Below are 15,914 nucleotides of genomic sequence, written 5' to 3'. Positions count from 1 at the left end.
AACAAACGCATAAATATCTTGCCAAGCGGGGTTATGACTCCGCAGGTTTCTCTGGGCTGATATTTATCGGTAATAAAATGGTGAAGGTGGTTTTTCCAGGCCAGCTTTGTACATCAATTTTGCCTTGATGCTGGTCGATTAGGTTTTGCGATATAGACAGTCCCAAGCCAGTGCCACCTTCTCGACCACTAACCATGGGGTAAAACAGAGTATCTTGCAGCTCAGGTGGAATACCTGGGCCATTATCTATGACATCAATCTGCGCCGCTAACTTATGGCGTGTGCCATGGATATTCACTTGATGCACCGTTCTGGTGCGTATCTTAATTTCCGCATCTAATTGGTCTTGCATTATGAGTGCGGCGTTGCTGACAATATTCAGTAGTGACTGCTCGATTTGATCTGGGTCCATCATCAACTCAGGTAAGCTCGGGTCATAGTCGCGGAGAATTGGAATGGAGCTTCCAGTATCGAGTTCAACCAGTTGGCGCACTTTCTCGATCACCAAGTGCAAGTTAACTCTTTCTTTATGGCCCAGTTTTTGTGGGCCGAGAAGCCTATCGACCAGCGAGCGCAATCGATCCGCTTGCTCGATGATGATCTTGGTGTATTCCTGCAAACTTTCGTCTGGCAGCATGCGATTGAGCAATTGCGCCGCACCTCGCAACCCTCCCAGAGGGTTTTTGATTTCATGGGCTAGCCCTCGCACCAACTCCTTCGCCGCTTGCTGTTGGGCATGTTGGTTGAGCTCTTGGCTCAGGCGACGCTGCTGGTCGGTTTGGCGCAGTTCCACTAATAAATATACTTGTTTGTTCCAAGTGACTGGGCTGACCGTCACCTCGAGCATTACCGGCTTGCCATCAATCACAAACGTTACGTCACTGTCTGTGATGCTTTGACCCGACTGAAGCGGCTGGGTCAGTAAGTTTAAATCCATTGAGGCGTGTTGGATCAAGTCCGGCAAGGGCGTGGCGAGCAGTCGTTTAGCGCTTTGAGAAAAAAGCTGTTCTGCCGCAGGGTTGGCGTAGCAAAGACCCAATTTGTCATCCAACAGCAGGGCTGCGGTCACAATATTATTGAGAATGGTCGTAGAAAGTTGGTCGTTGCTCTGCATAGTTCCCTGCTCCAAAGTCGATGCACCACAGTGGTGCATTGGTATCTAGTATGGAGCAAGAATGGGTGAAATCCTAGTTAGCGAGTGGCTATAACTCCCTGTTATAGGGCACTTTTTGTAGGCTTAACTCTTGCTCGATGCAAATGCACTGTGATTGTAGGAGTTGTTGCAATTTGCTTGCCATCTTTTAAAGCATTGATAACTAAACGATGAGTACCACGATCCATATTGGTTATCGCCCAACTCAACTGGGTTTGTGGTGCACCAAATTCGATATCGTTAACCAAGAGTTGAAGTTTTTCATTGGGCTTCAGTTTACGGTTGGCCTCTAAGGCAATCATAATTTTTCCGTTGTTATCTCTTAGCGTCTGATCATTGTTAGGCGTGAGCCAGCTTAGTTGTAGAGCTTTGGCGGGCTTATGTGGCTGCGCCTCAGGCGTCGCATGGCTGTCTTGAGTTGGCTCTGAGACTGGGATCGGGCCGCCAACTTCTGGTGAGGATAGGGTAATTGTCTCGCTTTGGTGCTCCGGCGCAGTATCACTGAAATGGCGAACTCCGTGTTTATCAACCCAGGTATAGGCCGTTTGGCTGTAGGCTGTTTGAACAGATATTAAGGCACTGAGTAGGGTAATTAGCGGTAACAAATAACACTTCATTAGGAATTTCTTGGTCGTTGAATCTTGATTAGATGCTAGGGGAAGCAGGCATTTCGACCAATACAAAAAAGGCCCGCCTGCGAGGCGAGCCTGATATTTTTTCTAACTATTACAGCGAATTACACAGAGTAGTATAGTTCAAACTCAAGTGGGTGAGTTGTCATGTTTACTTTCTCTACGTCTTGCTCTTTCAGTGCGATGTAAGAATCGATGAAGTCGTCAGAGAATACGCCGCCAGCCGTTAGGAACTCACGGTCAGCATCTAGAGAATCTAGAGCTTCTTTTAGTGAGTAAGCAACAGTTGGGATTTCAGCTGCTTCTTCTGCTGGTAGGTCGTAAAGGTCTTTATCCATAGCATCGCCAGGGTGGATCTTGTTCTTAATACCGTCAAGACCAGCCATTAGCATTGCTGCGAAACATAGGTATGGGTTCGCAGATGGATCACCGAAGCGAACTTCGATACGACGTGCTTTAGCACTTGGAACCACTGGGATACGGATAGAAGCAGAACGGTTACGCGCAGAGTAAGCAAGCATAACTGGTGCTTCAAAACCTGGTACAAGACGCTTGTACGAGTTAGTTGATGCGTTAGCAAATGCGTTGATTGCTTTAGCGTGCTTAACGATACCACCGATGTAGTAAAGTGCAGTTTCAGATAGACCGCCGTACTTGTCACCAGCGAATAGGTTAACACCGTCTTTCGCTAGAGATTGGTGAACGTGCATACCAGAACCGTTATCACCTACTAGTGGCTTAGGCATGAATGTCGCTGTCTTACCGAATGCGTGAGCAACGTTATGAACAACGTACTTGTAGATTTGGATCTCATCCGCTTTAGAAGTTAGCGTGTTGAAACGAGTAGCGATTTCGTTCTGACCTGCAGTTGCTACTTCGTGGTGGTGAGCTTCAACAACCAGACCCATCTCTTCCATTACTAGACACATTGCGCTGCGGATGTCTTGAGATGAATCAACAGGAGCTACTGGGAAGTAACCGCCTTTAACGCCTGGACGGTGACCTTTGTTACCGTCTTCGAAGTCAGAACCTGTGTTCCAAGCTGCTTCTACGTCGTCAATCTTGAAGAAAGAACCAGACATGTCAGTTGCGAACTTAACATCGTCAAATAGGAAGAACTCTGGCTCAGGACCGATTAGAACTGTGTCTGCAACGCCAGTAGAGCGCATGAAGTCTTCAGCACGCTTAGCGATTGAACGTGGGTCACGGTCGTAACCTTGCATAGTAGAAGGTTCTAGGATGTCACAACGGATGTTTAGAGTTGCATCTTCTGTGAACGGGTCAAGAACAGCGCTAGATGCGTCAGGCATCATCACCATGTCAGATTCGTTGATGCCTTTCCAGCCAGCAACAGAAGAACCGTCGAACATTTTGCCTTCTTCGAAGAAGTCAGCGTCAACTTGGTGAGCTGGTAGAGAGATGTGTTGCTCTTTACCTTTAGTGTCTGTAAAGCGTAGGTCTACAAACTTTACTTCGTTTTCTTGAATCAGCGATAGAACGTTTTCTACTGACATCGTGGATAACCTCCGGTGTTAATAAAGCGTGGGCGCAATATTGGTTAAATTAAAGACTGTCATTGATTAATCTTTAGATTGTTAATCTGTGACGATATTTACTTAGCCAAAAGTGTGCCAGTTTTTAATTCCATTAAAAATCAATGGCTTGGGCTTTGATGGTTTATCGTGGTGCAAAATATTGCACCATAATGATCCCTCAGTGCACCGTCGTGGTGCAAGGGGTGCATTTGGTACCAGTCGAGAACTATTTCGCCCTCCCAAGGCGTCAAAGTCAATGCAAATTTCTGATTTTACATTGATAAATCTATAAGTAAGTCCTTGGCTTCGACCAAACAGCACTACTCAATCAAAAAGGTGGGCAAAAAAAAGCGCGGTAAGTCACATAAATGTGGGAATTTGGCTAGAATCTGGTACATTATTGACCGTTTTTTTAATCAGTGAAGTGGCTTGGCCAAATTCCGGCGGCTTCACCATTTGAGTGAATCAAAATCCATGACGACTCCAAACATCGAGAAATTGAGAAATATCGCGATCATCGCGCACGTTGACCACGGTAAAACTACCCTGGTAGATAAGCTTCTACAGCAATCAGGCACCCTAGAGTCACGCGGTGAGCAAGAAGAGCGAGTCATGGACTCGAACGACATCGAGAAAGAGCGTGGCATCACCATCCTTGCGAAGAACACGGCAATTAACTGGAACGACTACCGTATCAACATCGTAGATACTCCAGGACACGCCGACTTCGGTGGTGAAGTAGAGCGTATTATGTCGATGGTAGACTCAGTACTACTTATCGTAGATGCGGTTGACGGCCCAATGCCTCAAACTCGCTTCGTAACTCAAAAAGCATTTGCTCACGGCCTTAAGCCAATCGTTGTTATCAACAAGATTGACCGCCCTGGCGCTCGTCCTGATTGGGTAATGGATCAAGTATTTGACCTATTCGATAACCTAGGCGCAACTGACGACCAACTAGACTTCCAAGTAGTTTACGCATCAGCACTGAACGGCTGGGCGACTCTAGAAGAAGGCGAAACTGGCGAAAACATGGAACCACTGTTCCAAGCGATCGTTGATAACGTAGCAGCTCCTGACGTAGACGTAGATGGCGCACTGCAGATGCAGGTGTCTCAGCTAGACTACAGTTCTTACGTAGGTGTTATTGGTGTTGCTCGTGTAACTCGTGGTAGCGTTAAGCCAAACCAACAAGTTACCATCATCGGTGCTGACGGTAAGACCCGCAACGGTAAAGTGGGCACGGTAATGGGTTACCTTGGCCTTGAGCGTCACGAAGTTGACCAAGCAAACGCAGGTGACATCATCGCAATCACAGGTCTTGGTGAGCTAAAAATCTCTGACACCATCTGTGCACAAAACGCAGTAGAAGCACTTCCAGCGCTTTCTGTTGATGAACCAACAGTAACCATGACTTTCCAAGTAAACACTTCTCCGTTTGCTGGTAAAGAAGGTAAGTTTGTAACTTCACGTAACATCCTTGAGCGTCTAGAAAAAGAGCTAGTACACAACGTAGCACTACGCGTTGAGCAACTAGACGATCCAGACAAGTTCCGTGTATCAGGCCGTGGTGAGCTTCACCTATCAATCCTGATTGAAAACATGCGCCGTGAAGGTTTTGAGCTAGCGGTATCTCGCCCAGAAGTAATCATCAAAGAAGAAGATGGTCAGCTAATGGAACCGTACGAGACTGTGACTATCGACGTGCTTGAAGAGCACCAAGGTGGCATCATGGAGAACATCGGTCTACGTAAGGGTGAGCTAACTGACATGGCTCCAGATGGTAAAGGCCGTGTACGTATGGACTTCATCATGCCATCTCGTGGTCTGATCGGTTTCCAAACGGAATTCATGACACTAACTTCTGGTTCAGGCCTTCTTTACCATACGTTTGATCACTACGGTCCACACAAAGGCGGCGAAATCGGCCAACGTGTGAACGGTGTACTAATCTCTAACGGTATGGGTAAAGCGCTAACTAACGCACTATTCAACCTACAAGAGCGCGGCCGTATGTTCATCGGTCACGGTGTAGAAGTATACGAAGGCATGGTTGTTGGTATCCACAGCCGTGACAACGACCTAACAGTAAACGTACTGAAAGGTAAGCAGCTAACCAACGTTCGTGCATCTGGTACAGATGACGCACAGGTTCTTACTCCGCCAATCATCATGACTCTTGAGCAAGCGCTTGAGTTCATCGACGATGACGAGCTAGTAGAAGTAACTCCAGAAAGCATCCGTATCCGTAAGAAGTTTCTTACTGAGTCGGATCGTAAGCGTGCTTCACGTGGTGCGAAATAAGCTTTCTAATTAGCTGATAGTTAATTGAAAATAGACACCCTGAGTCAGTGATGGCTTGGGGTGTTTTACTTTCGGTAATCGGTAATCGGTAATCGGTAATCGGTAAAGCGGCTTAGGGTGTGTTGGTTAAGAGATTTATTATGACGAAACCTATTGTTATTACGGGTGGCCCGGGAGCGGGGAAGACGACCATCATCAATGCTTTGGCTAAGATGGGGCATAACACTTATGAAGAATCATCTCGTCGCTTGATTGAAGAGCAGAGTGCTCTGGAAGACGGCATTTTGCCTTGGCATGATATGGCTGGATTCGTCAAATTGTGCTCTAGGGTTATGGGTGACCAAAAGCTCCAAGCGGTGCAAGATGAGGGGTATGCGTTTCTCGATCGTGCCACTGGTGACTTAAGCGCCTACATGATTATGAGTGGGCTTACGCCCACTGAAGAGCTGAAGCAGGCGGCGTTAGGTTATCATTCGACGGTGTTTGTCTGTCGTCCAAATGATGTCACTTATGTACAGGATGAGGTGCGCCCATATCCGTTTGAACAGGCGATTGAGATCCATGAGTTATTGGTGACGGCTTACGAAGGGTTTGGATATGAAGTGGTAGAGGTGCCGTTTGATGAGGTATTTAAGCGCTGTGAATTTATTCTTACTTATTTAGCTGAATAGACAACTATTTTTTAGGGAAAGGGCAGAGGGACGCTGGCGCTAACGGTAAAGGGCTAGCTTTTTTCCGTTTCCCTTTTTACCGTTAGCAAAGCGTCCCCTTTACCGGTTACCGGTGTTACTTCAACTTCGCCAAAAACTTATCCGACTCCGCAATCGCAGCCTTCATTTCCTTTATCGCAACTTCGATATCTTTCTCTAGGCTCATGAATTCACCTTGCAACGAGCCGATGGCGTTGGCGTTGAGGTTGTGTTTAAGGTAAAGAGTGTTATCACGGAGTGTATTGAGCACAGGTGTCATCTTCTTCTCGGCACGTTTCATGGCACTGAGCATGGTCTTATATGATGCTTTGGTTTGCTTGAGCTTGGACTCACTATCACGACGCAGCTTGTCACTGGTGTATAGCTCGAGCTCGTTCTCCCACTCTTCAAAAAGTGCACCAGAGACATCTTCGATGGCGCTGATTCGGTCGGCGACTTTTTCCGCGGCGCTCTCACTGTCTTGGTACTTGCTGTCGATCTTTTTATACATGGCTTCAAGATCGCCACCATCGAAATTGGTCAGGGTGGAGAGGGCTTCTAGTGCGCTGGTGAACTCTTGCTCCGCGTCTTGCTGAGCGGTTTTTGCGTCTTCGACTCGGTCGACCATGATATCTCGCTTGTGGATGCCGACGGTTTCCATCGCTGAGTAGTAAGTTGACTGGCAGCCAGTGAGGAGTAGGGCGCAAACCAAGAATAAATAACGCATTTCCGAGTCCTTTTGGTTAGAATATTGTTTCATTCACGTAACGAATATCTAGACTATGACCGACTTGAAACGCTTAGGCAAGTCCTTGGACAACTTGCCTTTTGCGCCATTACTGCGAGAGCTGCACAACTTTTCTCACTACTTTTTGAAGCGCATCTCTCATGACCGCCTGACGGTAAGCGCAGGCTATATGGCTTACATCACGCTGCTTTCATTAGTGCCACTTTTAACGGTGTTGCTATCGGTGTTGTCCAAGTTTCCAGTCTTCGCCAACGTTGGTGAGCTGCTACAAGATTTCGTCATCAACAATTTTGTGCCAGCAGCAGGTACTGCGGTTAAATCGGCGCTGAATGATTTTGTGGCAAACACGGGCAAGATGTCTGCTGTGGGTGGTGCGTTTTTGTTTGTGGCCGCTTTGATGCTGATTTCCAATATCGATAAGAGCCTAAATTACATCTTTCGAGTGCAGGAAAAGCGTCGCCGAGTCTATTCCTTTTCTATGTATTGGATGGTGTTAACACTAGGCCCAATCATGGCTGGGGCGAGTATCGCTGCCACTTCTTACATTACTTCGCTAAGCTTTCTCGCCAACGACACAGTATCAACGCTCACCACTGAATTTTTGCGTTGGTTGCCTTTCCTATTGTCGCTGCTGGGCTTTCTGGGTTTGTACATGCTGGTACCTAATAAAAAGATTGGCGTGGTGGATGGCGTCACGGGTGCTTTAATCGCGGCCATTTTGTTTGAATTGAGTAAGAAAGGTTTTGCCATGTATATCACTCAGTTCCCATCTTATCAGTTGATATACGGGGCGTTAGCCGCCATTCCTATTTTGTTCGTCTGGGTATATTTGTGTTGGTTGATTGTTTTACTTGGTGCAGAAATCACCGCCAGTTTGAGTGAGCGTGACTTGTGGTACAGTAAGCACCTAGTAACTGAAACACCAACCCAAGGAACACCAAGTGATAGCACTGATACAACGAGTAAGTGAAGCGTCGGTAAAAGTAGACGGCGAGATTGTTGGCGAGATCGATAAAGGCCTGTTAGTCCTGCTCGGGGTGGAAAAAGATGATGATGAAGCTAAGGCAAAACGCTTGGTGGAACGTGTGCTCACTTACCGCGTGTTTGGCGATGAAGAAGACAAAATGAACCTTAATGTTCAACAAGTGAACGGAAAGGTTCTGGTGGTGTCTCAATTTACACTGCCTGCGGATACTAAAAAAGGCACGCGAGCAGGCTTTTCTCGCGGAGCACACCCAGCCGATGCCGAGAAGTGGTACGACTATTTTGCCGACAAGTGTGCTGAAACCCTTCCAACCGAGCGTGGTCGCTTCGGGGCGGATATGAAGGTGTCACTGGTCAATGATGGTCCAGTAACATTTTGGCTTCAGGTGTAAAAAACTCACAGCGAACAGTTTGCTTAAACGACTTCCCTACGCAGGAGCGTGGGAGCGAGTAAAAACACTCAGTTCAATCAACTGAGAATAAGGATATTCATGTTTAAACTCATCACTCCAAAAACCGATAACCAGCATAACAAGTATTACCACTTTCGCTGGAAAATGCTGCGTGAACCATGGCAACTCCCTATTGGCTCAGAGCGTGATGAATTTGACCCAATGAGCCATCATCGCATGATTGTGGACAGTAAAGGGCGACCGATGGCGATTGGTCGCCTCTACATTACCCCAGATGATGATGGTCAGATACGTTATATGGCGGTAAAGCCTAATCGTCGCAATCGTGGATTGGGCTCGCTGGTACTGGTGGCTTTAGAGTCATTGGCGCGTCAAGAAGGCGTTAAGCGACTGGTGTGTAACGCACGCCAAGACGCCATCGCCTTTTATGAGCAAAACGGCTTTACCAGTCATGGCGAGCTTGGGGATGAGCGTGGACCTGTGCGTCACCAGCAAATGGTCAAAGAGCTCGACCCACTGGCAAACGTGTTACGCCGCCCTGAATGGTGCGCCGAGCTACAGCAGCGCTGGGAGCAGCAAATCCCTATCAGTGACAAGATGGGGATCAAAATCAATCAGTACACAGGCTACCGCTTTGAGTGTGCTGCACAGTTAAACCCGAACCTCAATCCGCACAACACCATGTTTGCAGGGTCTGCATTTACCTTAGCAACCTTGACTGGCTGGGGGATGACCTGGCTATTGATGAAAGAGCGCAACTTGCAGGCAGATATCGTGCTGGCAGATAGCCATATTCGTTACAGACACCCAGTGACCGAAAGCCCATTAGCGGTGACTTCACTCGATGGCATCAGTGGTGATCTAGATAGACTTGAGAACGGACGCCGAGCTAGGGTTATCATCAAAACCATTATTTACAGTGGTGATGTCGAAGCGGTCGAGTTCACGGGCACCTACATGTTGCTACCTAGAGATTAGCGTGTTGCGCACTCTCTAAACAGCTGGCGAAGCTCTGATTGTATAAATAGCTTCTGCCAGCTGCCACATGGCCCTTGTAGCTCTATGCCAAGGGTACTTTTCTCCGGCTCGGTGAGATCCAAGCTACCAGACAGTTTCCCACTCAGTGATTCGCTGCTGATAGGGCTAGCGTCTAGTGTGACTCGCCCTCTATCGGCTTGCAAAGTGATCTCACTAAAGGTCAATTGAACCGCTTGGTTTTGACCTGTCATGAGCTCTGCAATGTCGGCGGGAAGGGTAGCATCAGGCAGTGATATGCGAGCAAACCCACCTAAACTGTGCGCTAACATAGCTTCATCACCCGCCAGTGCTCGCAGTTCAAATTGAACATCGCTTGGACCGAGAAACTCCAATTCAGGCAGTCGGGTCGAGGTATCTAGGTCAAGTGGGTAACCATCTGCAGCAAATTTGAGGTGCCACGGCTGGCTGACTTTGGCAAATTCCCATTCGCCTTGAGCGCGAACCAATCCTTCGTTGATAGGAATGATCAGCTTATCTAAGTAGCTTGTGCCTTGAGTGGCGTGCATTTCTACTAATGATTGCGCTGCTATCAGTGGCCCGTAGCTCATGCTGTTGGCAGTGGCTCTTAGTTCACCAGCCAACACGCCTAGGTTGGTCTTATCTTTGATGAGCAGTGATTTTCCAGTGATGTTTAGTCCTGATACCTGTCTTTTCGGTACCGATTTCAGATCGATATATTGGCCATTTCGCACCAAAAGTTGCTCGATAGAAATTCTCTCCCATTCAGGCAAGGTGTTGAGCAGTGAGCGGTCGCCTCTTTGTGCTAGCCACGCCACACCACTCAAGTTTAAGTGGTCAAAATTGGCTTGCTTGCGGTCAAATTGCCCAGCCAGTTGCACAAAGCCCCCTTGGATGCGGGTGCTAAGGTCATCAATATAGAGCACTTCATCGCTCATCTCTGCGGTAATCACTGGCTCAAGCCATTGTTGCTGTTTCCAGACGATGCTTTCAGCATTGAGTGATAACTGGCTGTTTTGCTGCCATAGCGCGAGATTCGAATGCCAGTTTTCTAGAGTCACATCGAGCTGGGTGGCAGAAAATTCATCGAGCTTAATGTTGGCATTGAGCAAATCAAAGCGTTCGACTTCAATATCTGCATTTAATAGCGGTGTCGTGAGCTGGGCAGGTAGAGCGTTAAGCTGCTCCTGATTTAGGGTTAAGTTGTTTACCGTGGTATTGAGTAGCTGCCACTTTTGCGCGTGGCGCTGCGCTTGGGTGGCAAAATTAGCGCCTTGCCAGTTAAAAGATAAACCGTAGATTTTTTGGCTGTCGGGCAGGAAGTCTCCATCGATAAGAATTTGGTCGATGGCTTCGCCTTGCCAGTAGACTTGTTGCGCTGAGGCTTGCCATTCGCCATACCAAGGAATGCCAGTTTCTCGGGTCGGTTGTGGGTTTTTCACCTGTAGGGCTAACTCGCGCACAATAACGTCATTGTCTGAGTAGTCGAAATGATCGATGGCGAGTTGATGCAACTTGATATGGGATGGCCAGTCGAGTGACGGCAGGCCTTGCTGGAGGCTAAAACCACTTAACAGCAAACTGTCGACGGCTAATTTTTGTTGTTGGATCAGATCAGGGTTGAGCCACAGCTGGATATTCTCGACGTACAAAGGTTCGGCCGAGGTGCTGATCTCTACTCCGTGCAGCGACAGGTGGTAAGGCGACTGATACTCGACAGAGTCGATTTGAATCGGGGTTTTAAACAGCTTAGGAGCGATGTAGTTGACCATCGGCGTGGCGAACTGAGTATGGAGTAGGCCAAATAGCACTAATACACTGGCCAAGCCAAAGCAGACCAAGAGCACAATTAGGGCTAGCACTTTTCTCATATTTACGTATCCATACTGAGTGTCGCAATAAATTCCAGCACCCAGATTGGTACAAATTGACGCCAGTTTCAATAAAAAAGCCCCTCGAAAGAGGGGCTTGGCATAAAAAAGTCTAGATTAGTCGAGCTGAGGGCCTGCCGCTACCAGTGACTTGCCTTCATCATTGTCAGTGTATTGAGCGAAGTTCTTGATAAAGCGCTCAGCCAAATCTTGAGCTTTGCTATCCCACTGAAGTGGATCAACGTAAGTGTCACGAGGGTCCAAGATGTTGGTATCAACATCGTGCAGCGCCGTTGGCACTTCTAGGTTAAACACAGGGAGTTGCTTGGTTTCAGCTTCGTCAATTGAGCCGTCTAGGATGGCATCAATGATGGCACGAGTATCTTTAATCGAGATACGGTTACCGCTGCCATTCCAACCAGTGTTGACCAAGTAAGCCTTAGCACCTACCGCTTCCATACGTTTTACTAGCACTTCTGCGTACTTCGTTGGGTGTAGAGTTAGGAATGCCGCACCAAACGCCGCCGAGAAGGTCGGGGTTGGCTCGGTGATACCGCGCTCAGTACCCGCAAGTTTTGCAGTAAAGCCAGATAGGAAGTGGTACTTAGTTTGTTCTGGAGTCAATTTCGCCACTGGAGGCAATACACCAAACGCATCGGCCGTCAGGAAGATTACTTTTTCTGCGTGACCTGCTTTAGATACCGGCTTAACAATGTTCTCGATATGATGAATTGGGTAAGAAACACGAGTGTTTTCTGTTTTAGAACCATCATCAAAGTCGATAGAACCATCGTTGCGTACCGTCACGTTCTCTAGCAGTGCATCACGGCGAATAGCGTTGAAGATGTCCGGCTCAGCTTCTTTAGATAGACGAATGGTTTTTGCGTAGCAACCACCTTCGTAGTTAAAGATACCTTCGTCATCCCAGCCATGCTCATCATCACCGATCAATTGACGTTTAGGGTCGGTTGATAGCGTGGTTTTACCTGTGCCAGACAGACCAAAGAAGATCGCCACATCGCCTTTCTCGCCTACGTTAGCACTACAGTGCATCGAAGCGATATCACGCAGAGGAAGGAAGTAGTTCATCATAGCGAACATACCTTTCTTCATCTCACCGCCGTACCAAGTACCACCGATAAGCTGCATCTTCTCAGTTAGGTTAAACACAGTGAAGTTTTCAGAGTTCAGACCGTGTTCTTCCCACTTCTCATTGGTTGTTTTTGCACCGTTCATCACCACAAAGTCTGGTTCGAACGTCGCTAATTCTTCTTCACTTGGGCGGATGAACATGTTTTTCACGAAGTGCGCTTGCCACGCAACCTCAGTGATGACACGAATTTTTAGACGCGTATCGGCATTGGTGCCACAGTAACCATCGATAACAAATAGGCGTTTGCCAGACAGTTGAGCGGTAACGGTTTGTTTAAGGTCGTCCCATACTTCTTTGCTGATGGGCTTGTTATCGTTTTTGCCTTGATCAGACCACCACATAGTGTCTCGAGTGGTGTCATCTCTAACGATAAATTTATCTTTTGGTGAGCGACCGGTAAAAATACCGGTATCGACGGCCACAGCGCCTAGCTCTGTGACAACGCCTTTTTCATAGCCTTCTAATTCTGGGCGAGTTTCTTCTTCGAAAAGCTGCTCATAACTTGGGTTACGAATAACCTCAGTTACGCCGGTCAATCCGTGTTGGGTAAGATCTAATTGTTGCGCAGCCTTTGTATGTTCCATAACAGTCATAGGTGCTCCTTTGTAGGGTATTTGTAGGGATTTTGTAATTATGTAATTTTTATATGCTCACCATGCTAGCAACAGGACGCATACAAAACAGGGAGCTTAATCAAAAAATATCCCTAGTTTTTGAGGGGAATTAATACGCCTGTCACAGATTGGCTTGGTTAGTTTATCGTCAATACCAACCTTTGCGCTAGATCAAAATCGTTATTGTTTTACAAAAAATAAGTGAGATTTTGTTATTGATAAGTGTGTGATTTAGTGGGTTTTTTAAATAAAAAAGCCAGCGTGGTGCTGGCTTTGAACTAAAATCGTGTCGACTTAATGTCTGGATGAAATTAATGCAGGGTTTGACCGCCAGATTGGCTTGGTTCAAACAGTTCCTTGATATCAGCATCATCAAAGGAATAAGTCGTGCCACAGTAATCACAATGTAAAGAAACTGATCCAACTTCGGCCAAAATGTCATTAATTTCAGCACGATCAACGTTTAGGATTGCACCAGCACTGCGCTCACGAGAACAGCCACAGTGGAACACAACTGGCTGAGGTTCAAACACTTTTACGGTTTCTTGGTTGTAGAGGCGGTACAGTACATCATTCGCTTCTAAGCTGAATAATTCTTCGTTTTTGATGGTATCTGTCAGCTGTTCTAGGTGCTCAAAGTCATCTGCGCTACCTGTGCCATCCGGCATCACCTGAATCAACATACCTGCTGCATGTGGTTTGCCATCAAATTCGCCTAGACGGATCCAAAGACGAGTCTTTAACTGCTCCGAACGTTCGAAGTAAGACTCTAGCACCTCTGTTAGGTTGTCGCCTTCTAGACCAACAACACCTTGATAGCGTTCGCCTTTATTTGGAGTAATGGTGATAACCATGTGGCCTTTACCCATTAGGTCGTGAAGGCCAGCGTCATCAGCAATTTCCCCTTCGAAGCGAGCTACGCCACGAACTTTTTGGTCGTGATCACCGTTAATCACCGCTAGAGAGACAGGACCATCGCCTTGCAATTGAATGGTGATAGACCCTTCAAATTTTAGTGTCGCCGTCAGTAGAGTAGTTGCTACCAGCAGTTCACCCAGTAGATTTTGTACTGGTGCAGGGTATTCCTTGCTTGAAATGATTTTCTGGTACGTCTCATCCAGTTGTACCAATTCGCCACGTACTGAAAGATCTTCAAATAGGTAACGATGCAACAGGTTGTTGGCCATGCGAAATGCTCCGGCTTATTGATGTTTAAATTTAATCAGGTCGCGACGCTGTTTCTTATCTGGGCGTCGTTCTGGGTTCGGGCTGTAAAGGGCGTTTATTTTGCGCTTTTCAGCGTTCTCAGCACGTTTTTCAACACTCTCTTGAGTTTCGCTATATAGCGTTTGTGCTTCTGGTGCGCCTCGGCGCTGATCGGACAGTTTCTCGATCACCACGGTTTTCTCTTCATTACCTTGACGTAATAAGATCACCGCACCGAGTTCGACAATTTTACTTGGCTTAGATCGTTGACCATTATAATGGACTTTACCGCCATCAACCATGTTTCGTGCAATAGAGCGGGTTTTATAAAATCTAGCCGCCCAGAGCCATTTATCCAGCCGAACTGCGATACTGTTTGAACTCATAGGAAATTCAGGCCTCTAAACATTGACTTCAAAGATGAAATAAACAATGGTGGCGAGTGGGGTATTTTTCAAGCACCTCAAGGACTGAGAGGCTATCGCTACTGCTTTTTCTTTGATTCTTTACAGAAGTACACCCAATAAAATCAATGATGAATCGCTGTGCATTCATAACGTTAACCAGCTTTTACTTCATCATTAATTAATGTGACAACTTTGGAGCCTTTGTGTAGGCTCACGAGCTTTCAAATTTCGTCGAATTTACAAGGACAGGGATCGCCAAGCATGCCTTCTCGTATGGTGCAGCAGTTGCAGTCAGGCACCGCATTTACATCATTGACTAATCTCTGGTTAACCCATCAAGCTAAAATCAGTTTTTCGGCTTGCCTTGCTTTGATTGCCATAAGCGGCTGGTTGGCAGGGCAAGTGATCTGGGGCGTGCTGGACACTAGTGCTGGGCCGCAGCGTTGGTCTCCGTCTGCGGTTGTGGTGGCAAATGGGCAAGCTGTCACTTCGGATGACTCAGTTGCAACACTGCTCAATGGGCATCTATTTGGCCGCTACAGTGAGAAGCAGGTGGTGAAGCCTGTAACCCCCACTGTGGTTGACGCTCCGAAAACCCGCCTAAACCTGAACTTGGTCGGTGTGGTTGCAAGCAGTGACCCATCACGAAGTCTTGCCATTATTGCTAACCGCGGTAAACAAGATACTTATGGGCTAGAGGAGCCGATCGAAGGCACTCGCGCTTCATTGAAAGCAGTGTTTGCTGATCGGGTCATTATTGAAAACCAAGGCAAAGATGAAACCTTGATGTTGCAAGGCATCGAGTACAGCAAACTGTCCCAGCAGGTGGCCACTCAATCCCCAACCTCCAATATTGCTGCCAGCTTTAATCGCAATGAGCTGGATAAGATCCGAGAACAAATTACCCAGAATCCACAAAGCGTCATGAAGTATATCCGCTTATCTCAGGTCAGAGAGGGTTCTGAGCTGAAAGGGTATCGAGTATCGCCAGGTGCCGAGCGTGAACTATTTGATGCCGTGGGCCTACAAGATGGCGACATCGCCAAGCAGCTTAATGGTGCGGATCTTACCGATCCTGCAGCTATGGGCCAGATCTGGCAATCAATGAATGATCTGACAGAGCTCAATCTCACCGTTGAACGCAACGGTCAACTGCATGACGTATATATAGAATTTTGATTTGTTGCCAGTGGAAAGGCGACAACCCAG

14 protein-coding genes are annotated in these 15,914 nt (G+C 47.2%); 6 read left to right on the top strand and 8 right to left on the bottom strand.

Annotation, left to right across the window (positions count from 1 at the left end):
* Positions 1-31: 31 nt before the first annotated feature.
* The 3 genes from glnL to glnA form a co-directional block, all read right to left on the bottom strand.
* Positions 32-1,114, bottom strand: coding sequence for a nitrogen regulation protein NR(II) (gene glnL / locus J4N39_RS14300; RefSeq protein WP_252020620.1), 1,083 nt, complete (start codon positions 1,112-1,114; stop codon positions 32-34).
* A gap of 101 nt (positions 1,115-1,215) precedes the next feature.
* Positions 1,216-1,770, bottom strand: a complete 555-nt coding sequence (locus J4N39_RS14295) for a DUF4124 domain-containing protein (RefSeq protein ID WP_252020617.1) — start codon at positions 1,768-1,770, stop codon at positions 1,216-1,218.
* A 119-nt stretch (positions 1,771-1,889) separates the two neighbouring features.
* On the bottom strand, positions 1,890-3,299 hold the full coding sequence (gene glnA / locus J4N39_RS14290) for a glutamate--ammonia ligase (protein WP_252020615.1): 1,410 nt from the start codon (positions 3,297-3,299) through the stop codon (positions 1,890-1,892).
* Between the two features lie 495 nt (positions 3,300-3,794).
* On the opposite strand from glnA, the gene typA reads away from it, so the two are divergent.
* Together typA and J4N39_RS14280 are read left to right on the top strand one after the other, a co-directional pair.
* A complete protein-coding gene (typA, locus tag J4N39_RS14285) occupies positions 3,795-5,624 on the top strand; it encodes a translational GTPase TypA (protein WP_252020613.1) in 1,830 nt (609 codons plus the stop codon).
* A gap of 140 nt (positions 5,625-5,764) precedes the next feature.
* Entirely contained in the window at positions 5,765-6,295 is a 531-nt protein-coding gene (locus J4N39_RS14280; RefSeq protein ID WP_252020611.1) for an AAA family ATPase, read from the top strand.
* 115 nt (positions 6,296-6,410) lie between these two features.
* On the opposite strand, the gene J4N39_RS14275 is transcribed toward J4N39_RS14280, so the two are convergent.
* Positions 6,411-7,040: a DUF2959 domain-containing protein gene (locus J4N39_RS14275; protein WP_252020609.1), complete on the bottom strand. Its 630-nt coding sequence runs from the start codon at positions 7,038-7,040 to the stop codon at positions 6,411-6,413.
* A gap of 55 nt (positions 7,041-7,095) precedes the next feature.
* Between J4N39_RS14275 and J4N39_RS14270 the strand changes: the two genes are divergently transcribed.
* The 3 genes from J4N39_RS14270 (at position 7,096) to J4N39_RS14260 (ending at position 9,436) form a co-directional block, all read left to right on the top strand.
* Positions 7,096-8,031 (top strand): virulence factor BrkB family protein, encoded by a 936-nt coding sequence (locus tag J4N39_RS14270; protein ID WP_252020607.1) that lies wholly within the window; start codon positions 7,096-7,098, stop codon positions 8,029-8,031.
* Entirely contained in the window at positions 8,003-8,437 is a 435-nt protein-coding gene (gene dtd, locus J4N39_RS14265; protein WP_252020605.1) for a D-aminoacyl-tRNA deacylase, read from the top strand. The genes J4N39_RS14270 and dtd overlap by 29 nt, the downstream gene beginning before the upstream one ends.
* A gap of 99 nt (positions 8,438-8,536) precedes the next feature.
* Positions 8,537-9,436, top strand: a complete 900-nt coding sequence (locus J4N39_RS14260; RefSeq protein ID WP_252020603.1) for a bifunctional GNAT family N-acetyltransferase/hotdog fold thioesterase — start codon at positions 8,537-8,539, stop codon at positions 9,434-9,436.
* Here J4N39_RS14260 and J4N39_RS14255 read toward each other — a convergent pair.
* The 4 genes from J4N39_RS14255 to hslR form a co-directional block, all read right to left on the bottom strand.
* Positions 9,433-11,325, bottom strand: coding sequence for an AsmA family protein (locus J4N39_RS14255; RefSeq protein WP_252020601.1), 1,893 nt, complete (start codon positions 11,323-11,325; stop codon positions 9,433-9,435). The two genes, J4N39_RS14260 and J4N39_RS14255, sit on opposite strands and share 4 nt — an antisense overlap.
* Positions 11,326-11,442: 117 nt before the next feature.
* Complete coding sequence (gene pckA, locus J4N39_RS14250) at positions 11,443-13,071, bottom strand: phosphoenolpyruvate carboxykinase (ATP) (protein ID WP_252020600.1); 1,629 nt, start codon at positions 13,069-13,071, stop codon at positions 11,443-11,445.
* A 332-nt stretch (positions 13,072-13,403) separates the two neighbouring features.
* Entirely contained in the window at positions 13,404-14,279 is an 876-nt protein-coding gene (gene hslO, locus J4N39_RS14245) for an Hsp33 family molecular chaperone HslO (RefSeq protein WP_252020599.1), read from the bottom strand.
* A 15-nt stretch (positions 14,280-14,294) separates the two neighbouring features.
* Entirely contained in the window at positions 14,295-14,684 is a 390-nt protein-coding gene (hslR, locus tag J4N39_RS14240; RefSeq protein ID WP_252020598.1) for a ribosome-associated heat shock protein Hsp15, read from the bottom strand.
* 282 nt (positions 14,685-14,966) lie between these two features.
* Between hslR and gspC the strand changes: the two genes are divergently transcribed.
* Positions 14,967-15,884 (top strand): type II secretion system protein GspC, encoded by a 918-nt coding sequence (gene gspC / locus J4N39_RS14235; protein ID WP_252020597.1) that lies wholly within the window; start codon positions 14,967-14,969, stop codon positions 15,882-15,884.
* The last annotated feature ends 30 nt before the right edge of the window (positions 15,885-15,914 follow it).

Origin of the sequence: Vibrio sp. SCSIO 43136, from assembly GCF_023716565.1 — a bacterium.
GTDB lineage: Bacteria > Pseudomonadota > Gammaproteobacteria > Enterobacterales > Vibrionaceae > Vibrio.
This window is presented reverse-complemented; position numbering and strand designations above follow the sequence as displayed.